Source organism: Alteromonas sp. S015 (assembly GCF_036864485.1).
Lineage (GTDB): Bacteria > Pseudomonadota > Gammaproteobacteria > Enterobacterales > Alteromonadaceae > Alteromonas.
Genome location: NZ_JAZETO010000004.1, coordinates 1 through 20,214, shown reverse-complemented (window position 1 = coordinate 20,214; position 20,214 = coordinate 1). Strand labels below are relative to the sequence as shown.

At 45.2% G+C, this 20,214-nt stretch carries 16 protein-coding genes; 10 read left to right on the top strand and 6 right to left on the bottom strand.

Annotated features, from left to right (window positions below):
• The first annotated feature begins 19 nt into the window (after positions 1-19).
• The 6 genes from V7R42_RS08815 to V7R42_RS08790 all read left to right on the top strand — a co-directional run bounded on the left by V7R42_RS08815 (position 20) and on the right by V7R42_RS08790 (position 7,652).
• Entirely contained in the window at positions 20-1,450 is a 1,431-nt protein-coding gene (locus V7R42_RS08815) for an FAD-dependent monooxygenase (RefSeq protein ID WP_334020137.1), read from the top strand.
• Entirely contained in the window at positions 1,437-2,609 is a 1,173-nt protein-coding gene (locus V7R42_RS08810) for an FAD-dependent monooxygenase (protein ID WP_334019807.1), read from the top strand. The genes V7R42_RS08815 and V7R42_RS08810 overlap by 14 nt, the downstream gene beginning before the upstream one ends.
• Positions 2,610-2,960: 351 nt before the next feature.
• Positions 2,961-4,511: a M28 family metallopeptidase gene (locus tag V7R42_RS08805; RefSeq protein WP_334020135.1), complete on the top strand. Its 1,551-nt coding sequence runs from the start codon at positions 2,961-2,963 to the stop codon at positions 4,509-4,511.
• 51 nt (positions 4,512-4,562) lie between these two features.
• A complete protein-coding gene (locus tag V7R42_RS08800) occupies positions 4,563-5,438 on the top strand; it encodes an EamA family transporter (protein WP_334019806.1) in 876 nt (291 codons plus the stop codon).
• A gap of 72 nt (positions 5,439-5,510) precedes the next feature.
• Positions 5,511-6,554, top strand: a complete 1,044-nt coding sequence (locus tag V7R42_RS08795) for a 3',5'-cyclic-nucleotide phosphodiesterase (protein WP_334019805.1) — start codon at positions 5,511-5,513, stop codon at positions 6,552-6,554.
• Positions 6,555-6,719: 165 nt separating this feature from the next.
• Positions 6,720-7,652: an exopolyphosphatase gene (locus V7R42_RS08790; RefSeq protein ID WP_334019804.1), complete on the top strand. Its 933-nt coding sequence runs from the start codon at positions 6,720-6,722 to the stop codon at positions 7,650-7,652.
• 50 nt (positions 7,653-7,702) lie between these two features.
• On the opposite strand, the gene V7R42_RS08785 is transcribed toward V7R42_RS08790, so the two are convergent.
• The 5 genes from V7R42_RS08785 to V7R42_RS08765 form a co-directional block, all read right to left on the bottom strand.
• Complete coding sequence (locus V7R42_RS08785) at positions 7,703-8,551, bottom strand: LysR family transcriptional regulator (RefSeq protein WP_334019803.1); 849 nt, start codon at positions 8,549-8,551, stop codon at positions 7,703-7,705.
• A gap of 93 nt (positions 8,552-8,644) precedes the next feature.
• Entirely contained in the window at positions 8,645-9,961 is a 1,317-nt protein-coding gene (locus V7R42_RS08780) for a sugar MFS transporter (protein WP_334019802.1), read from the bottom strand.
• A 119-nt stretch (positions 9,962-10,080) separates the two neighbouring features.
• Positions 10,081-11,208: an N-acetylglucosamine-6-phosphate deacetylase gene (gene nagA / locus V7R42_RS08775; RefSeq protein ID WP_334019801.1), complete on the bottom strand. Its 1,128-nt coding sequence runs from the start codon at positions 11,206-11,208 to the stop codon at positions 10,081-10,083.
• A gap of 2 nt (positions 11,209-11,210) precedes the next feature.
• Positions 11,211-12,212, bottom strand: coding sequence for a glucosamine-6-phosphate deaminase NagB-II (nagB-II, locus tag V7R42_RS08770; RefSeq protein ID WP_334019800.1), 1,002 nt, complete (start codon positions 12,210-12,212; stop codon positions 11,211-11,213).
• Between the two features lies 1 nt (position 12,213).
• On the bottom strand, positions 12,214-13,092 hold the full coding sequence (locus V7R42_RS08765) for a BadF/BadG/BcrA/BcrD ATPase family protein (RefSeq protein WP_334019799.1): 879 nt from the start codon (positions 13,090-13,092) through the stop codon (positions 12,214-12,216).
• A gap of 281 nt (positions 13,093-13,373) precedes the next feature.
• Here V7R42_RS08765 and V7R42_RS08760 point away from each other — a divergent pair, with 281 nt between their 5' ends.
• On the top strand, positions 13,374-14,408 hold the full coding sequence (locus V7R42_RS08760) for a LacI family DNA-binding transcriptional regulator (protein ID WP_334019798.1): 1,035 nt from the start codon (positions 13,374-13,376) through the stop codon (positions 14,406-14,408).
• A gap of 21 nt (positions 14,409-14,429) precedes the next feature.
• Here the strand turns inward: V7R42_RS08760 and V7R42_RS08755 are convergent, their stop codons facing one another.
• On the bottom strand, positions 14,430-14,927 hold the full coding sequence (locus V7R42_RS08755) for a hypothetical protein (protein ID WP_334019797.1): 498 nt from the start codon (positions 14,925-14,927) through the stop codon (positions 14,430-14,432).
• A 259-nt stretch (positions 14,928-15,186) separates the two neighbouring features.
• Here V7R42_RS08755 and gcvT point away from each other — a divergent pair, with 259 nt between their 5' ends.
• The 3 genes from gcvT (at position 15,187) to gcvP (ending at position 19,713) form a co-directional block, all read left to right on the top strand.
• Positions 15,187-16,266 (top strand): glycine cleavage system aminomethyltransferase GcvT, encoded by a 1,080-nt coding sequence (gene gcvT / locus V7R42_RS08750; RefSeq protein WP_334019795.1) that lies wholly within the window; start codon positions 15,187-15,189, stop codon positions 16,264-16,266.
• Positions 16,267-16,292: 26 nt separating this feature from the next.
• Positions 16,293-16,682 (top strand): glycine cleavage system protein GcvH, encoded by a 390-nt coding sequence (gene gcvH / locus V7R42_RS08745; protein WP_014950360.1) that lies wholly within the window; start codon positions 16,293-16,295, stop codon positions 16,680-16,682.
• 121 nt (positions 16,683-16,803) lie between these two features.
• On the top strand, positions 16,804-19,713 hold the full coding sequence (gene gcvP / locus V7R42_RS08740; protein WP_334019794.1) for an aminomethyl-transferring glycine dehydrogenase: 2,910 nt from the start codon (positions 16,804-16,806) through the stop codon (positions 19,711-19,713).
• Positions 19,714-20,214: the final 501 nt, after the last annotated feature.

The window sequence follows — 20,214 nt, the reverse complement described above, 5'->3', positions numbered from 1 at the left end:
CGACAGGAAGATGAATACAGTGGAATCGACAGCAGGAGTTGATGTAGTAATTATTGGTGGTGGCATTGTCGGTACTGTTTTAGCCAACGCACTTGCAGCGAAAGTACACCTTGCGAATAACTCTGGTTTATCTGTCACCCTTATTGATGCGGCTGACCCAGAGGAAACCAGTAAAAGCTTAGTCGACTTTAACCCTTTTACCGACACTCGTGTTATTGCCTTGGCCAAACGTACTGTTGATGAACTGTCAAGCATGGGGCTAAATCTTGACGATGTAGCCAAGCAGCATAACGGTGAGTTACCTCCTCAGATTAAGCGTATTGAAGTTAGCGACAAAGGGCACTTGGGGTTTTTAGACCTTGAAAGTAGCGACTATCACATCGACGCGTTCGGCCAGGTTGTGAGCTTAAGCGCGCTGACACGATTGGCGGCAAGTGTTACTTCAAGCTATCAATATATCGCACCTGCCAAAGTAACTAATGTAAAGCAGCAGCGCGATTTTGTTCATGTGCAGCTTGATAGTGGGCAATCGCTTACTACAAAGTTGCTGGTGCTGGCTGATGGCGGTCGTTCAGCGTTAGCTGAGCAAGTTGGCATTACAAAAACAGTTAGCGACTATCATCAAACGGCTATTGTTTTTAACGTTCACACTCAGCTTCCCCATGAAAACAAAGCGTATGAGCGTTTTACCGAAAACGGACCGCTGGCATTCCTTCCTTTTGATAGCGAAATTGATGGTAATAAAGCTAATGGAAACGGCTTTTCCGTTGTATGGACGGTAGATACCGACGCTGCAAAGTCGTTAATGGCATTGAGCCAATGCGCATTCATTAAGGCCCTACAGGGCGCTTTCGGCTATCGACAAGGCAAAGTGGTAAGAGTCAGTGAATTGGCAAGCTACCCTTTAGCACTTACTAAAGCGCAGCAGGTCGCCAGTCATCGCACTGTGGTGGTAGGCAATGCTGCGCAGGCGCTACACCCTATAGCAGGACAGGGCTTTAATTTAGGTCTACGCGATTTAAATGCTTTGGTATCTGTGCTGGAAGCATCAGCGGAAAAGCACGCTGAGCGTGCTGAGATGAGTAATTTAGAAAGTACTTTGCCTAATGAAGTGTCAACTTCACCATCAAATGTAACAACGAACTCTGCTCAAAATAAGCCATACACCCTGCAAAGTGAAAAAGTCGCAACATCTAATTTCGATTCAGGCGCTTTTAGCATTACTCAGCATTACGCCAATTCGCGTAAGCATGACAGGGATAACACGATAGCTCTTACCGATACGCTAGTTCGCACTTTTTCAAACCAGTATTTTCCAACGGTCATTGGACGTAATGTGTCGTTATTAGCATTGAGCATAATGCCCCAGGCTAAAAAAACATTTGTTAAACATACGACGGGCTATGGCGAAACACCACAGAGAAATAGAGATAACAATGCAACATGTTGATATAGCGATAGTAGGTGGCGGGATTGTAGGGCTAACCCTTGCTGCGGCGCTTAAACACAGTGACTTGAACATAGCAATTGTCGATAAGGATGCGTGTTATCAGGCGCTCGAAGATAAGCCTACGGCAAGAGTGAGTGCCATAAACCAGGCGAATATTAAAGCGCTGCAACAGTTTGATGTGTGGCCGCATTTGCAGCAAGACCGCGCCAACTCTTACACCGACATGCATGTATGGGACAAAGATAGTTTTGGCGATATTCACTTTTCATGCGATGAAATGGGCAGTGATGCGCTTGGCGTGATTGTAGAGAATCAGGCTTTAATCAATGGACTGTCTAACTCTGTGGAAGCGCAGCCTAATGTACAGTTGCTCACCGCAGGTATTGATAGAGTGCTAGCTGGCCCAAATCAAACCATGCTGATGCTTGATAATGATGATGTGCTAAGCTGCAGATTATTAGTAGGCGCCGATGGTGCAAACTCGTTTGTAAGAAAACAAGCTGGCTTGCCGATTACATTTAAAGACTACGAGCACACGGCGATTGTTGCTAATATCAAAACGGTTGAACCACATAATAACGTGGCGCGACAAGCGTTCACACCCACAGGACCGCTTGCGCTACTGCCTATGTCCGAGCCAACTGTTTGTTCCATCGTGTGGTCACAAACCCCAGAGCAAGCAAACTTATTAATGGCGTTAGATGACGCTGCGTTCTGCAATGCATTAGCTGCGGCGAGTAATAGCGTTCTGGGCACTATAGCGCTTGAAACTAGGCGCGCCGCTTTCCCCTTGACCATGCGCTATGCACGCCAGTGGGCGAAAGATGGCGTAGTGTTGGTGGGCGATGCAGCGCATACCATTCATCCGCTTGCAGGGCAGGGCGCTAACTTAGGAATGCAAGATGCACTCGCACTGGCGGAAACCCTAAACGACTTAAAGGACTCGGGCAAAGACATAGGTTTGTACAAGTACTTGCGCAGCTACGAACGAAGCCGTAAAACCGAAGCCATGAAAATGATTGTCGCAATGGACGGCTTCAAATTCTTATTTGACGGTGATGACCCCCTCAAAAAGTTGGTCAGAGGAATTGGTCTTTCAGCCACAGATAAACTTAGCACCATTAAAAACGCCTTCGTCAGCCACGCCATGGGCCTATAAAATCAAATAGTGGGGTCAGAGTACTTTTTTCGCCATCCTAAAATAGTGGGGTCAGAGTACATTATTGGCTTTCCCTATTTCAAAACCAAAAAAATGTACTCTGACCCCATTCTTGTGGTTTAGTCGCTTCGGCGTTGAGATAGTCAGCGGTACAGGATACTCTTTGGCACTCTTTTTAAATTGTACCAATGGCTTATGTTTACTTACCTTTGCAGACCTTATCGCGCTTTCTCCTTTGCATGCGCTGCCTCTTTACTCACCACTACTTTATCCATTGACTCGGCGAATGCCGAAGTACCTGCGTCTAACTTAGCCCCAGTTGAATCCTTGGCGTCAGCAAACAGCGACAAGATGACGCTGAAAAACGTTTCTATCGATTTAGACGTTTATCGTCAGCACGTTAGAACGCTAGCAAGTGATGAATTTGAAGGGCGCGGGCCGTTATCGAAAGGGGAAGAAAAAACCGTAGATTATTTGGTAACCCAATACAAGAATTTAGGCCTTAAGCCAGCCTTTGGCGATAGCTACACGCAAGCTGTGCCTTTAGCCCAAATAACACCTAATAATATTTCATCATTGACCATAGGCGACCTCAACTTTAGCGCAGGTAGCGAATTTACCGCTCGTACGCAGCGGATTGTTAATGACTACTCACTTACCAACAGTGACGTAATTTTTGTAGGCTATGGCATTAATGCCCCAGAGTACAATTGGAATGATTACGCCGGTCTCGATGTTAAGGGTAAAACCGTTGTAATGCTGGTAAACGACCCGGGTTTTGCTTCTAAAGATCCAGATCTTTTTCAGGGCAACGCAATGACCTATTACGGCCGTTGGACATACAAATATGAAGAGGCTGCTAGGCAGGGGGCGGAAGCGGTTTTCATTATTCATGAAACCATGCCTGCGGGTTACGGGTGGGGCGTAGTCGAAAACTCAAACTCCAATTCCAAATTCAGTTTAGTCGATGACCACAACAATTCGTCACAAGTAGGCATAATGGGTTGGCTTCATCTAAATGCCGCCAGACAGCTATTTGAAAAGGTGGCTATGGACTATGGCGAGCTTAAAAACAAAGCTTCAAAGCCAGGATTTATCCCCATCGCGCTGAACACAAAAGCATCGTTGAGTTTCACCAATACGATAGAGCGCGCCGAGTCGCAAAACGTTGCTGGTATTTTAGAAGGTACAGATAAGCCAGAAGAGTGGGTCATGCTTCACGCTCACTGGGATCACTTAGGAAAAGTTGAGAAAAACGGCCAAACCACTATTTACAATGGCGCAGTAGACAACGCGTCCGGCGTAGCAGGTGTGCTTACATTGGCAGATGCGCTTTCAAAACGCGAAGAGGGCTTTGCGCGCACACTGATGTTCAGTGCGTTTACCGCCGAGGAAACGGGGCTACTAGGTGCCGATTATTTTGCCAATAACCCACCAGTACCTACGTCAAACATGGTGGCCTTTTTAAATATCGACGGCATGAATGTAAACGGTGGCGTTGATTATATTTTGCAGTATGGCGAAGGCTATTTATCTATTGAAGACGATTTAGCAACAGCTGCCGCACTACAAGGGCGAAACGTCAAAATGGATCCGCGACCTCAAAATGGATTGTTCTTCCGCTCTGATCACTTCGCGCTTGCCAAACAAGGTGTGCCTTCTATTTTGTTTATGAGTTTGGGCGATACCGACCCAAGTTTTATTGCAAAGCGCTACCATAAAGCCGACGACGATTACCTTCCAAGTTGGACATTAGGTGGAGTGAAACAAGACCTGTCGCTGATTGGGAGCATGCTTACTTATTATGCTGAAGGAGATGTATGGCCTTATTGGAAGCGCGAAAGTGACTTCAAAGCTAAGCGTTTACAGTCGTTATCTGGTAGCGAAAATAACGTTGAATAAAACACGCTAAACGGCAGGTTAGAATACAACTTTCAAAGTAATGCGACGCTAATGAGTTGGATTTTATTTACATTGGGCGCGGTTGTCATGCAAACTGTGCGCAATGCGCTACAGAGCAAACTGAGCGACACAGTGGATACCTCTGGGGTAACGCTATCTCGATTTATCTTGGCCCCGCCAATTGCCCTTGTCTATCTGCTCATCCTTTATAATGGTACTGACAGTCAGCTGCCTCAATTCTCAGGCTCTTTCATGGTAGTCGTGCTGTTTGCATCGCTACTTCAAATAGCAGCCACTTCTTTAATGGTGATTTTGTTTAAGCAGAAGAATTTCGCCATTGGGGCTGGCCTTGCGAAAAGTGAGGCCTTGGTGGCCGGTGTAGTCGGTATGCTCTTTTTTGGTAGTTACTTAACACCCCTTGGATGGGCTGGCATAGTCATAGGCGGAATAGCTGTATTCGTGCTAAGCAGCGGCAACCGGCTTCATGGTATTAGTGTGAAAACAATGGCCATTGGTCTTGCTTGCGGTACCTGCTTTGCGCTGACTTCACTGTTGGTGCGCGAAGCCAGTCACACGCTCAACATTCAGCATACAGTAGCCGCAGCCTGGGTTTTACTGTGGGTGCTATGTGTGCAAGCCATAAGTTTAAGTGGCTATATTGTGCTAACCACACCCTTCGTGTTAAGACAGTTAGTCAACGCTAGAAAACAGGTGATAGCGATAAGCACAGTTAGCTGCATAGGCTCTATATGCTGGTTCACTGCCATGGCGCTACAGCATGTGGCGCTGGTGAAAACGCTTGGACAACTAGAAGTGTTGCTCACCCTAGTACTCTCACATTACTGGCTAAAAAACGCAGTGACAAGACGCGAAATTATTGGGCTGCTCTTCATTAGTGTTGCCGCTATTATGGTGATGTGGGCGTGATGTTCTGTAATTTATTTTTTGCCCAGCTTTCAAAAGCTAAGAAACAGCAATTTTTAATGGGATAAAGAAGTTTTGAAATATATATTCGGTTTTTTGATTTTCTCGGCGCTGAGCGCCTGCAGCACTGTTTCCATAAATAACAGTGAGACAGAATATAACACTGCCATTGAAGCAAGCAAAAGCAGCGTAGAACCTGCATTTCAACTTGTTACCTTAGGTGATACGGGCGGAATTAAAGACGGCAATTTGAGCGCATTTCTACTACGAAGTTTAGAAGAGGAACGCTATATTGCCCTAGACGCAGGTAGCATAGTTAATGGTATTGATGTTGCGTTGAAAGAAGGGGCTTTTGATAATTTAAAAAGCAAGCCCGACGATAACCTGCGAGCTAACGGCAATGTACTGCATAATCACGTTGCTGCATACTTGATTAGCCATGGTCACCTAGACCATGTAGCAGGGTTACTCGTTGCTTCACCAGATGATAACAATAAACCCATCTATGCCTTAAAGTCAGTAAACGACACAATGGGGGCGACTTACTTTAATTGGCAGGCATGGGCAAACTTTACGAATCGAGGTTTAGAACCAAGGCTCAACAAATACGATGTTATCGACCTGGAACCGCAACATACCACTGCCATCGAAGGCACTAATTTAACGGTAACAGCTTTTAGTTTAAGCCACCCCTTAGAGTCGACGGCGTTCGTTATTGAAAGCGACAACGATATATTTGTCTATTTCGGTGACACCGGTCCGGATGATGTCGAAAAAGAAGGAAAGTTGGGGGTAATATGGCGCTATCTCGCGCAGCAAATGCGAAGCAAGATACTAAGAGGTATGGTTATTGAAGTTTCGTTTGCTAACGGTCGCCCTGATAACTTGTTGTTTGGCCATCTTACGCCCAAGTGGTTAATACAAGAACTCACTCGCTTTTACAATCTAATCGAAGACAAAAGTCAGGTTCCAAACATAAACATCGTGATAAGTCATATCAAGTACAGCTTGAAAGCAGGGGAAAACCCACGTTCTGTCATATCAAAAGAGCTAGAGCAGGCTAACAGAATAGGTTTTGACTTTACACTTGCAATACAAGGTCAGTCGCTGGTTTTCTGATAACTTTAACGATTAGTAATACAAATAAACAGTTGAGTAATCTGGTCGTTAGTCATACTTGTGTCGCGTTCTATGACTTTGTAATTAAAATTTATATAGGTAATCTCTCAAAAATTTAGCGAGCTGTTACACTTATTTAAAACTAGTTATCAAAGGAATTAAGTGATGTCAGAGCGAAAGTTTAGATTAGTTACACGAAGTGATTTTGATGGTTTGGTATGTGCCGTCTTGCTCAAAGAATTAAATATGATTGACGACATTTTGTTTGTTCATCCGAAAGACATGCAAGACGGTAAAATTGATATTACCGAAAACGATATCACAACCAATCTGCCTTACGTAGCAGGTTGTCACCTTGCGTTCGACCATCACCTGAGCGAGACAGTGCGTAATTCTGGTGACATTGATAATCATATTATCGATCCGAAAGCGCCGTCTGCTGCACGCGTAGTATACGATTACTACGGTGGTGCAGAAAAGTTTCCTTATGTTTCGGAGGAAATGATGGAGGCGGTAGATAAAGGTGACTCTGCACAGTTTACTGAAGAAGAGATCTTAGAGCCTACCGACTGGGTGCTCATGAATTTCGTCATGGATGCGCGAACTGGGCTTGGCAGATTCAGAGATTTTAAGATCTCTAACTATCAGTTAATGATGAAGCTAATAGATGCGTGTAAAGACTACAGTATTGAAGAAATACTTCAAATGGAAGATGTGGCGGAACGCGTTAGCTTGTATCACGAACATAACGAAATGGCGAAGGTGCAGATAGCGAAGTGCTCAACCGTGCACGACAACTTGGTTGTTCTCGACTTAACCGACCAAGAAACTATTTACGCGACTAATCGTTTTGTGATTTACGCCATGTACCCAGACTGCAATATTTCTATTCACAAGATGTGGGGGCTTAAAAAGCAAAACGTGGTGTTTGCAATTGGAAAGTCAATTACCAACCGCACCTCTAACACTAACGTGGGTGAGTTATGTTTGAAGTATGGCGGTGGCGGCCACATGAACGCGGGTACTTGTCAGGTGGAAACGAGTAAAGCAGAAACCGTACTAAATGAGATTATTGACACCATTACAAATGATGGCTAACGTTAATTAAAATAAAACCGGTGGGGCGGAAAAGTACTCTGACCCCTTTATTACTGGGTTAGCCGTACTTTGAAGAACTCTGCGAGGGTTTTGCTGATCACAGGGTGCTGTGTATCTTGATTAAACAGGCAAATATTCACCTTACCCAACTTGGGTAAGTGCGGGTGGTTTAGCACTGCTAGATTAGCCGGTAAGCTCGATTTAGCCAACGCCGTCACGCCAAGCCCTTGCTGGATAGCAGCAACCAGACCGCCTAAGTCTGCATTGGTGTAGCTAATTTTCCACGCAAACGTTTGCTGCTTTAGTTGTTCAATTACTCTGCTTCTGTACATGCATCCATCAGGCGCAAGTACCAAAGGAATATTGGTCCCAATCAAGGGGTGAGCGGTGTCGCCAACCCAAACCACGTCATCTTCTAACACCACTTCGCCCTCTGTTTGTTCGCCAGGATTTACCAACGCCAATATCAAATCGAAATGATCGCGTTGTGACGGGTGCAGCAAATCACGACTTAAAGCAGATGTCACTTCAAGAGATACATCTGGATAGCGCTTTGAAAATTCTCCAATTAAGCCCGGCAGTAGCGTAGAGGCAAATTCATTGGGAATACCTAAGCGCAATCTTCCGCTAAGTGGCGCAGGAGTAAGGCTTCTAAAGATGTTATCGTTAAGCTCTAGTAGCTCTTTGGCTTTTGGGTAAAGCCAGTTGCCGTCGGCGCTAGGTACGTGGCGCTGACCTACCTTGGTGAACAGCTTTCGGTCTAATTGTGACTCTAGCTTCTTAATTTGTAAGCTTATAGCAGGCTGAGAGCGACCTAAAAAGTCGCCCGCCTTTGCGTAGCCCCCAAGCTCGATAACGCTAACAAAGGTGCGCAAGGTATCTAATGAAAGCTGTTTCATTGTCAAAGATGGGTTCCGATTTCACCGTTATTCAACATGTCTTTCAAGAATACCACTTATGCGTATGGTAAACCTACAAAGTGGTCGTCTAAATTACCATTCTCTTAGACGCCACCCTTTCAACGCGTAGAAAAGGATAAAAGCATAGCAAGGTATCGTTGTCCAATACGCGTTTAAAACGCCGAAGTGGTCAGTCGCAAATCCGAAGATTAACGGAATAATTGCTCCTCCAGCTATCCCCATTATTAAGAGTGCAGAACCGCGTGCGGTGAATTTACCTAGCCCTTCTAATGCTAGAGGCCAAACTGCAGGCCAAACAATGGCGTTGGCAAGTCCCAAAAGTGCAATAAGAGTAATAGGATCAGGAAGCGTTGCAATACCTGTCCAACCCCACAGAACACTTGCAAAGACGTGGCTTTCAGCGTTAGTGAACGGTATACCGATTGACAAAACAATACCTAAACCTGAAGAGAGAGTGAGTAATTGGTGCTGAGTGCAAACTCGGGGCACAAGCGCTAAACCAAGGCTATACCCAATCACCATAAAAAACATGGTATATGAAGTGAGCCCTATTGCTCCCGGAATGCCAAGTTGTGAGCCCGCTAGGCCAATGGTATCTCCGGCGATAACTTCTACGCCCACATAACAAAAAAGCGCTATCACACCCAATACTAGCTGAGGGAATTGTAATACTGAGTCTTTACCTTTTCCGTATTCAGCGAGTTTTTTATCCTCAACATCTAGGTCCAGTTCAGGCAAGCCAGAAAAACTTAGCGCAACTGCAAGCAATACTAACGCTGCGGCCATGCCTAAGTAGGGCAATACAAGGCTTTGCGCTAATTGCTGTATTTGTGCACTACGATCAGCTTCTTGCAATGCAGCGATACTTTGTTCGGTGATACCTGATAAGTCTCCGAGTACAAGAGCAATAAACACCATAGGTGCGAGCCAACCTGCTCCTTTATTCAGTAGTCCCATAATTGATATTCTTGCTGCCGCACTTTCTGACGGCCCAATTTTTACTAAATATGGATTTGATGCGGTTTGTAAGATAGTTAACCCAGAACCGACGACGAACTGAGCTGTAATGAATAATATGAATGTTTGCGTTTTAGCGGCAGGAACAAATAAACAGCACCCTGCAGCAATTAATAAAAGCCCGAAAGTCATGGCGTTTTTATAGCCCAATTTATTGAGCACGAATGACATAGGAAGTGCCATAACAACATATGCGATATAAAAACTAAACGCGATCAGCAGTGCCTCTGTTCCGTTCAAATTGCAAACAATTTGCAAGAAGGGGATGAGTGCTCCATTTAACCATGTGATAAAACCAAAAACGAAAAACAATGTGCCGATTATTGTCATAGGGAGTATCGTCGACGGGGGGGATTTAACTGCACTTTGCATCACGTTTCCTTCTTATAATGTTTTTATTTCACTGTATTGCTTACTTAGTATTTAAATTTTTATGAGTCGTATTACCCGTTGTTCAAAAGAATAACGGGCTTTGCATATTAGCTGTATACCTACCGGACGAGCTCGCCGTTGCGCCAACAGCGTGTCACTTTTAAATCCTTATTTAACGTTATGAAATTGGCGATAGAGCCTACGCGCAGCGTTCCAATATTCGCTTCGCTATCAATGAACGCAGCGGGAGTCGATGTTGCCATTCGAAGCGTGGCGAGCAGGTCAATGCTCAGGTCGAAATGTGTATGCTGGATGGCTTTTTCCATCGTTAATAGCGAACCAGCTAACGTACCGTCATCAAGACGCAAGGTATCATGTTTACGCATGACTTTAACGCCTTGATACACGAAGTGGTCGACGTCACTCGCTGCCGGTGCCATAGCATCTGTTACCAGCATCAAGCGATCATCACCTTTAAGCTTTATCGCTAGCTTTGCTGACACAGGATGAACGTGATGATGGTCAACAATTAACCCGCAGTAGACGTCATCTCTATAAAGTGAGGCCCCAACCACACCAGGCTCTCTGCTGGTAAACGGTGACATGGCATTGAAAAGATGTGTAGCTCCGGTAGCGCCCGCATCAAAAGCGGCAAAGCAGTCTTGGGAAGTGGCGTTCGTGTGGCCTATAGACACAATTACGCCTGCATTGCTTAGCGTCTCAATATCTGAGGGCGAGACCGCTTCTGGTGCTAGCGTGACAATCACTTTACCAAGATCATTTCGAGTAAATAAAGCCAGTTCTTTGTCGCTAAGTGATCGGATGTGCTTTGAACTATGCATGCCCTTTTTGGTTATGCTGAGATGAGGCCCTTCGAAGTGGACACCCGGGATAGCACCTGGATCCCATTTGTGACCTAACGCTATAGCATCAGCGCCTTTATTCATAATGTCGATATCGTCAGTGATAATGGTTGGCATTAAGCTGCCCGTACCCACTTTTAAGAAGGCTTCTGCCATTTGCTGAAGCGTAGACAGTGTAGGCGTTTCGTTAAACTGAACGCCGCCTCCACCGTTTACCTGAACATCTACCATAGCGGGTATGACTAGCTCATGGATGACCTCAGCATTGCTATTATCTTCACTGTCTGAGCAGAAAGCGGTCACTCGGTTGTTAATCACTTCAAAACGCACGTTTGAATGAAATGAAAAGCCGTCAAACAGGAGTTTGGCAAAATAATATTTCATTGCTAGAGAGTTTCCGTTACTTTTTTAAGTCCGATAGGGCTGTCTGGGTCCATATCCATCTCGCGCGCAGCTTTTTCAATATCTAAGTAAAAACGTTGCATAATGATGAGCGCCGATGTGAGAGGATGCACATCCAATGGTACCTCAAATAAAGGGAAAACTTGTGCTCCTCTAAGGATCACTTCTTCAATTTGTGACTTATGCACGCTACTTGATGCGTCAGGAATATGGGCATCGATAACCGCTGTTTTGCGGTTTAGAAGGGATATGGGCCCGTGTAGAAATTCCGCGCTACTGAAAGCCTCAGCTTGTATTCCACAGACTTCTTTCATTTTAAGCGCTATTTCTCTGGATATGGCGTAACCGAAAGCGCGGCCTAGTACAACGCATCGCTCAAGCGGAGCCAAGTGCTCTGCGGTAAGTATGAAGGGGGAACTTATTACCGACTCTAATTGTGTAGGTAGGGCAAGTAAAGCTTCGTGAAGATCGCTGCGTTTAGTGAAGTTTGCAACAATGCTTAACAATGCATACAACGTTGCAAGATAGCTTTTGGTGGCGGCAACGGCAATTTCTGGCCCGGCACAAAGTGGTATAGATATATCTACAATATCTTTAACTGGTGATGACTCATCATTTACCAGCGCAACACACAGCGCACCTTTTTCCTTTGCCATTTTGGCTTGTGCAAGTATATCTGGGCTTCTGCCCGATTGAGAAATGATAAAAACCAAGGCTCTATTTAATCGAAGAGACTTGCCGAAAACACTGTTTACCGATGGCGCGGCAGAAGCAACGGGCAGTCCCATTTCAGTTTCAATCAGGTATTTTCCAAACACGCCGGCATGGTCTGAGGTACCGCGGCCAATAATATACACAAATTCTGGATCGTGCTTTTCTATCGCTTCAGATAATTTGTTATATATATGGCTATTGTTGTTTAGTTGTCGTTTCAGCACTTGCGGCGTTTCTGCTGCTTCAGACGCCATTTTGGTCACATAAGCCATATTAACACTCCTTTACCAGGTCTTTTATTAATGAAATTGCACCAAATTCAGGTGAACACTTCGCAGGTTGTAAACGTTGTTGAATATTGTCAGGTAGCCACTCAGCCCATTGCGAAGATAAGCCACCAATCATTGAAATGCGTTTAGCGCCGAGTTCCTCTAGTTGTGAAATGACACCTGTAAGGTATTGCTTTCCTTCGTTCACAATACTAAGAGCGACGGGGTCACTGCCGTTAGCACATTTCACAACAATTGGCGCAAACTTACCGAAATCACTCGACTTGTAATGCAGCGATTTACCGACAATTACCTGAGGTTCGTCTGTACCTAGAGCTTCGCAAATATCTGCAACGAGTCGAGTTGGGGGCACCAATGAATCGAGAGCTTCAAGAGTGTATTGCAACGCCCGCAGGCCAAGCCATGCGCCTCCCGCTTTATCGCCTAAGGGGAAGCCGTGGCCGCCGATGCTAGCTAAATTTTCACCTACGCTAGCAAGTGCTGAACTACCGGTACCGGTTATTATAATTGCTCCGTCTTGACCTGCATGAGCGCCTAAACAAGCAATGTGTAGATCGGTGGTTATGTGTGTGCGTTTAAATGGAAAGATCCAACGTTGTGCTGTTTCTCGATAACGCGCAACGTTTACACCGGCAAGACCCATACAAACATTAAGATCGCTCATTTTTATTGCTGGCAATGAGGCAGCCTCTAATGCCAGTGTCGTAGCTTCGATTATTGAAGCGAACGCGGTTTCTGCTGACTGAGCAGGGTTGCATGGACCTGACAATCCTTCGCCCAGCAATTCGCCTTGTGCATTTTCAAGTCGTGCTTTGCATTTAGTGCCACCGCCATCAATGCCGGCAAAGTAATTCTGAGTCACAGGTTCCACCTTAAATCTTTATGAAAATTTGTTTGTAAGAGATATACACATTAATAACGCAAATGTAGATGAATACAGTGACCCATAGCATTTTTTATAATCAGTTTTTTAACCCTACCTCTTTTTCTTTAATTATGTCAACGTTGTCAATGTTGTTTTCTAAAATAATTAAAAATCTGGGTTTGCCGGTAATGCGAATACGCAGAGCCGGTGATTTGCTTAAAGAAGCGCTTCACTTTATTCTCCTTAGCACTCAATACCTTTCACCGAAAAAGAATTCAATGAAAAAACCAACTATTAAGGATGTCGCGAAACTAGCGGGAGTATCGTTTAAAACGGTTTCGCGAGTGGTTAATCAAGAGCCAAATGTAAGTAAATCGGTAAAGGAAAAAGTGCTTGAGTCAATAAAGCAATTGAACTATCAGCCAAACCATACAGCAAGGGTTATGCGTAAAGCGCCATTTTCTCTTGCGTTTGTTTATGATAATCCCAATAGCCATTATGTGATTGAAATGCAGAACGGCATTATTTCTGAATGCAGAAAAAAAGGGTTTGAATTAGTCATTCACCCCACCGACTCTTCCTCTGATGATGTAGGAAATGAGCTTGCGGCTATGATTGGTTCAAATCAGATTGGCGGAATTATTCTCACCCCGCCATTGTCGGAAAATAAAGAGCTTGTTACATTTTTACTCAGTAGGGATGCTAAAGTTGTGAGGATCTTATCTGGTGAGCAACCGCCTGATAAACTCGCCCCAGTTTTACACATAGATGACGTAAATGCGGGATTTAAGATAACGCAATATTTACTGAGGTTAGGTCATAGAAATATTGCTTTTATAGGTTTTAATGCCTCGCATGAGTCTAGCTTAGGGCGAGTAAAAGGTTTTAAAAAGGCTCACGAAGTCGCAAATTTTCCCTTCGATAAAAATTTTATCATAGATGGGGAGTTTACCTTTGAATCTGGTATGGAAATGGCCAAACAAGTGCTTGGCATGTCGAATCGACCTTCCGCCATTTTTGCTTGTAATGATGAAATTGCCGCGGGTGCTGTATTTATGGCGCGTCTTAACAACCTTAAAGTTCCAGAAGACATCTCGATTGTTGGTTTCGAAAACAGTCCCTTCGCCATGCAAACGTGGCCTCATCTTACTACAGTTGACCAGCCTAACTTTGATATTGCAGCAACCGCTGCAGCAATGGTTATTGAAATGATGAAGACTAATGACATTCATGCTGTTGATTCAAAAGGGTTCTCTCTTGATGTTGTGATAAGAGACTCGACTTGTAAACCCTCGATTAAAAGCGCGCGTTAGCGTTTTTATCCTGCAAATGTTTTATTCATTGTATTGGGATATAGATAAATAGACGCCAGCCGACTGTAATTTTGATTGCTGTCCTAATGTACGCTCTTCATTTGCACGCTCGTTGGCCTGGCGAAGTAAAGCCTTAAGTGCCTCTTCTAATTTGTCGAGTTTTGTTTGTAAATCATCAAGCTGTTTTTCCTGGCTTTCATTGTGTGGCTTTTGCTCGTTAAGCGCTTCAATAGCATCTTTGGTCTCTTCGATTTCCTCTTTGAGCTCGTCCATTCTCTCTTGGTCTACGCCTAACCTATTAAATAGCACTCTCTCAAAAGCTTCTTCTAAAAAGCTCTTGGGGCGCTCTTCAGTTGCGGTAGCTTGTTCGCCATTCATTGCCGCCTTGGTGGCGAAGTTGTGCCCATCTGCATATTCGTTTGCCTCAGATGCATTATCAGCTTCACCTGAAACACCATCGTTATTTCGCTCACTATACATGGCTTGCCAGCGATCGTAGTCGGCTTGAGACACTATCATTAACGTACCCTAAAATAGTCAAACAATTACAGATAAGCATTACTAAGCGAATTTTGCACCAAGTTGTGCTTGTTAATGGATTTTAATGACGTTACTAAAGGACGGTGTTTAGTCCTTGAGTATTTGTTTTTCTGATGTTCGGATGATTATACATTTGCTTTTTAAATGTATTGATAAAAATTTCCAATTTGTTGCATAAACGTTAGCTCACTATACTCAATTTCGTTTTCTACCTTTCAAATTAAAAAGAGTAAGTGGAATGTCTAGTACCACCGCCCTACACGCAAAGCACCTAGAAGCCGGTGCGAAAATGGTCGATTTCTTCGGCTGGGATATGCCAATTAACTATGGTTCACAAATTGAAGAGCATCACGCTGTGCGTCAAGACGCCGGTATGTTTGATGTGTCTCACATGACCATTGTTGATGTGAAAGGCACACAAGCCAAAGCGTATCTTCAGTACCTTTTAGCCAACGACGTGGCAAAATTAAAAGACAAAGGCAAAGCGCTATACAGCGGCATGCTTAACGAAGAAGGCGGTGTTGTAGACGACCTTATCGTTTATCACTTCGACGAAACTAACTATCGCCTAGTGGTTAACTCGGCAACGCGCGAAAAAGACATGAACTGGTTAATGAGCAAAGCAGAAGGCTTTGACGTAACCATCACCGAGCGCCCTGAATTTGCCATGATTGCCGTACAAGGCCCTAACGCAAAAGAAAAAGCAGCCACTTTGTTCAGCGCAGCGCAAAAAGAAGCGGTAGCAGGCATGAAGCCATTTTTTGGTGTACAAGCAGAAGACTTGTTCATTGCTACCACAGGTTACACCGGTGAAGCAGGCTACGAAATTATGGTGCCGGCTGAACAAGCGGAAAGCTTCTGGCAAGCACTACTAGATGCGGGCGTTAAGCCATGCGGCCTAGGTGCTCGCGACACACTTCGCCTAGAAGCAGGTATGAATCTGTACGGCCAAGATATGGACGAAACCGTATCGCCACTAGCGGCAAACATGGGCTGGACAATTACATGGGAACCAGCTGATCGTGACTTCGTAGGGCGTAAAGCACTAGAAGCGCAGCGCGAAGCGGGTACCGACAAGCTAGTAGGCTTGGTGATGACTGAAAAAGGCGTGCTGCGTCACGGTCTTAAAGTGAAAACAGAAAGCGGCGAAGGCGTTATCACTTCAGGTACGTTCTCTCCAACTCTAGGTCACTCAATTGCGATGGCACGAGTACCAAGTGATGTTGGTGAAACGGTAGAAGTGGAAATGCGCAAAAAGTGGGTTACAGTAAAAGTGGTTAAGCCCTCCTTTGTTCGCAATGGAAAAAGTGTTTTATAAGTTAACAGAGAATAACAGGAACGATTATGAGCAACATCCCAACTGATTTACGCTATGCCGCTACGCACGAATGGGTTCGCCCTGAAGGTGACGGTGTTTTCACTGTAGGTATTTCTGAGCACGCACAAGGCTTACTTGGCGATATGGTCTTCGTTGATTTGCCAGATGTTGGCGACGCAGTAAGCACTGGCGACGACGTATGTGTTGCTGAATCGGTAAAAGCAGCGTCTGACGTTTACGCGCCAATTTCAGGTGAAATTGTAGCGATTAACGAAGACCTAGAAGATTCACCAGAACTCGTTAACTCTGACCCGTACGGCGACGGTTGGCTATTCAAAATTAAAGCTGACGACGCGGCTGAAGTAGAAGGTCTACTAGACGCTGAAGGCTACGAAAACAGCATAGACGAAGAGTAATTCGTTACGCAGTTTTAAAAGAACCATAATTTGAGAAGGGGCATGAAGATAATTCAGCCCCTTTTTAACTTAAAGATTTAACGCGCCCTTGCGGCAACCATTACGAGTGCTTAACAACGTTATGTCGAATACTTCCCCTACATTGGCTCAACTAGAGCAAAAAGATACATTTATCCGCCGTCACATTGGCCCGGGTAAAGGCGAAATTGAAGAAATGCTGTCTGCGGTTGGTGCAAGCTCACTAGACGATTTAATTGAGCAAACTGTACCGGCAGGTATTGCGCTACCAGAGCCACTAAAATGTGGTGAAGGGGCGACAGAAGTTGAAGCATTAAGTGAGCTTAAAGCCGTTGCAGAAAAGAATAAAATTAATCGTTCTTTCATTGGTATGGGTTACTACGATACACACGTACCAAACGTAATTCTGCGCAACGTGCTAGAAAACCCAGGTTGGTACACCGCGTACACGCCTTACCAGCCAGAAATTGCTCAAGGTCGTTTGGAAGCCATTCTTAACTTCCAACAAGTAACCATTGACCTTACAGGCCTAGAGCTAGCATCGGCGTCACTGCTTGATGAAGGTACAGCGGCAGCAGAAGCCATGGGCCTTGCTAAGCGTGTGTCTAAGAACAAAAAATCGAATGCCTTCTTTGTTGCAAACGACGTTCACCCGCAAACGGTTGACGTGGTTGAAACTCGCGCTGAAATGTTTGGTTTTGAAATCATCAAAGGTGCGGCAGAAGAAGCAGCTGAACACGACGTATTCGGTGCGCTACTTCAATACCCAACCTCTACCGGTGAAGTAAAAGACATCAGCGACATCATTGCTGCAGTACAAGCGAAAAAAGGGATTGTGGCAGTAGCCGCTGACCTTATGAGCTTGGTAATGCTTAAGTCGCCTGGCGAGCTAGGTGCAGACGTTGCACTTGGTAGTGCACAGCGCTTTGGCGTACCTATGGGTTATGGCGGCCCGCACGCAGCATTCTTCGCTACACGCGACAGCTACAAGCGTTCATTACCTGGCCGTATTATTGGTGTAAGTAAAGACAGCCGCGGACGCCCAGCGCTTCGCATGGCGCTACAAACCCGTGAACAACACATCCGCCGTGAAAAAGCGAACTCGAACATTTGTACAGCGCAGGTGCTGCTAGCCAACATGGCAAGCTTCTACGCGGTGTACCACGGCCCACAAGGCCTTAAAACCATTGCTGAGCGCATTCACCGCTTCGCCGACATTCTTGCTACTGGTTTGAACCAGAAAGGTGCAGAAAAAGGTGTAGCTCTTAAGCATAGCACGTACTTCGACACGCTAACCGTAATGGTAAGCAACAAAGAAGACGTACTAGAGAAAGCCTATGCAAAAGGCATGAACCTGCGTGCAGACCTTGAAGGTGCAGTAGGTGTGTCGTTAGATGAAACCACAACACGCGAAGACATTGTTGCGCTATTCGACGTATTACTTGGTGAAGAGCACGGCTTAACAGTGGAAGGTCTGGATGCAGAAGTAACCACGCAAGACGTAAAATCTATTCCTGAAGGTTTAGCACGTACTAGCGACTTCCTAACGCACGAAGTGTTTAACAAGTATCACTCTGAAACAGAGATGCTTCGTTACATCAAGAGCCTTGAAAACAAAGACTTGGCGCTTAACCACTCAATGATTTCATTGGGTTCGTGCACCATGAAGCTAAACGCAACGGCTGAGATGATCCCAGTAACATGGGCTGAATTCGGTCAGCTTCACCCGTTTGCACCACTAGACCAAGCTACGGGCTATCAAGAAATGATTGCCGAGCTTAGCGAGTGGTTAATTAACGTAACAGGTTACGACGCGCTTTCAATGCAGCCAAACTCAGGTGCGCAAGGCGAATACGCAGGCCTATTGGCTATTCAGCGTTACCATGAAAGCCGTGGCGAAGGTCACAGAAACGTGTGCCTAATTCCAAGCTCTGCCCACGGTACTAACCCAGCGTCTGCACAAATGGTTAGCCTTAAAGTGGTAGTAGTAGCCTGTGATAGCAAAGGTAACGTAGACCTTAACGACCTTCGCAAGAAAGCGGAAGAAGTGGGCGACAACCTATCGTGCGCCATGATCACATACCCGTCAACTCACGGTGTGTATGAAGAAACCGTGCGCGAGATTTGTGACATTGTTCACCAATACGGCGGTCAGGTTTACATGGACGGCGCGAACATGAACGCGCAGGTGGGCATCACGTCACCTGGCTTCATTGGTTCAGATGTATCGCACCTTAACCTGCATAAAACGTTCTGTATTCCACACGGTGGTGGCGGCCCAGGTATGGGGCCAATTGGTGTTAAATCGCACCTTGCGCCATTCCTACCAAACCACACAGTTGTTAATGTAGAAACAGCAGGCAAAGACTGTGGAGCAGTATCGGCAGCGCCATGGGGCAGTGCATCAATTCTGCCTATTAGCTACATGTACATCAAAATGATGGGCAGCGCTGGCCTTCGCCGTGCAACTGAAGTAGCTATTCTTAACGCTAACTATGTGGCTAAAAAGCTAGAAGGGCACTTCCCTGTGCTTTACAAAGGCAACAATGGCCGCGTAGCGCACGAGTGTATTATTGACCTTCGCCCGCTTAAAGAAGCAAGCGGTGTAACCGAGCTAGATATTGCAAAGCGCTTAAACGACTACGGTTTCCACGCGCCAACCATGAGCTTCCCAGTAGCGGGTACGCTTATGATTGAGCCAACCGAGTCGGAAGCGAAGTACGAACTAGACCGTTTCATTAACGCCATGGTTAGCATTCGCCAAGAAATTGCGAAAGTAGAAAGCGGCGAGTGGGATGCCACTGACAACCCGCTGCACAACGCACCGCACACACTAGCTGACATCTGTGACAGCGACTGGAACCGCAGTTACGACCGCATGCTAGCGGCGTACCCAGCGCCAGAAGTACACAGAAACAAATTCTGGCCAACGGTTAACCGTATTGATGATGTATATGGCGACCGAAACCTGATCTGCTCTTGCCCTAACATTGAGAGTTATGTTGAGGAATAAGGTGTTGGTTTAGCAGCGTTGCTGCTTGAGCTTTATTGATTTGAAAGGCGAACCTGTTGGTTCGCCTTTTTTGTTTTTTCAATTTTAGTATTTAAGCGGCTGATGTAGCAGAGTGCAACTTCTTCAATTGAATTTCCGACGTCCGCTCAAGACAAGATATAGTCACTCGCATCCTATAAACGATAATTTAGTTTTTAGGATATGTGCTCGGTTCATACGAATCTTAGACAACAACATTCGATGTTTACCGCTTTTTTTTCGATGTTCTGAGTGCGCTCAGTCTTAAACGAATACTCAGGGGTTGTATCTTGAATAGCCGCTATATTTTCTTCGAAAGACTGAGCTGACATATCTAACACGTTAACTGTTGGGAGAGTAACTATGTTTAGAACAAATGATTTCAGCGTTCTTATTGGATTAGATTGGGCTTCATCCAAGCATGATGTTTGTATCCAGTATGCAGATGGTACAAGGGAGTTAGCCGTTGTAAAACATTCAGCT

Bases quoted from the DNA above. Each gene is read 5' to 3' on its own strand.
- V7R42_RS08780 (WP_334019802.1), bottom strand. From the start codon at position 9,961: ATGCAAAGTGCAGTTAAATCCCCCCCGTCGACGATACTCCCTATGACA.
- V7R42_RS08810 (WP_334019807.1), top strand. From the start codon at position 1,437: ATGCAACATGTTGATATAGCGATAGTAGGTGGCGGGATTGTAGGGCTA.
- nagB-II (WP_334019800.1), bottom strand. From the start codon at position 12,212: ATGGCTTATGTGACCAAAATGGCGTCTGAAGCAGCAGAAACGCCGCAA.
- V7R42_RS08805 (WP_334020135.1), top strand. From the start codon at position 2,961: ATGACGCTGAAAAACGTTTCTATCGATTTAGACGTTTATCGTCAGCAC.
- V7R42_RS08790 (WP_334019804.1), top strand. From the start codon at position 6,720: ATGTCAGAGCGAAAGTTTAGATTAGTTACACGAAGTGATTTTGATGGT.
- V7R42_RS08800 (WP_334019806.1), top strand. From the start codon at position 4,563: ATGAGTTGGATTTTATTTACATTGGGCGCGGTTGTCATGCAAACTGTG.
- gcvP (WP_334019794.1), top strand. From the start codon at position 16,804: ATGTCGAATACTTCCCCTACATTGGCTCAACTAGAGCAAAAAGATACA.
- V7R42_RS08755 (WP_334019797.1), bottom strand. From the start codon at position 14,927: ATGATAGTGTCTCAAGCCGACTACGATCGCTGGCAAGCCATGTATAGT.
- nagA (WP_334019801.1), bottom strand. From the start codon at position 11,208: ATGAAATATTATTTTGCCAAACTCCTGTTTGACGGCTTTTCATTTCAT.
- V7R42_RS08785 (WP_334019803.1), bottom strand. From the start codon at position 8,551: ATGAAACAGCTTTCATTAGATACCTTGCGCACCTTTGTTAGCGTTATC.
- gcvH (WP_014950360.1), top strand. From the start codon at position 16,293: ATGAGCAACATCCCAACTGATTTACGCTATGCCGCTACGCACGAATGG.
- V7R42_RS08760 (WP_334019798.1), top strand. From the start codon at position 13,374: ATGAAAAAACCAACTATTAAGGATGTCGCGAAACTAGCGGGAGTATCG.
- gcvT (WP_334019795.1), top strand. From the start codon at position 15,187: ATGTCTAGTACCACCGCCCTACACGCAAAGCACCTAGAAGCCGGTGCG.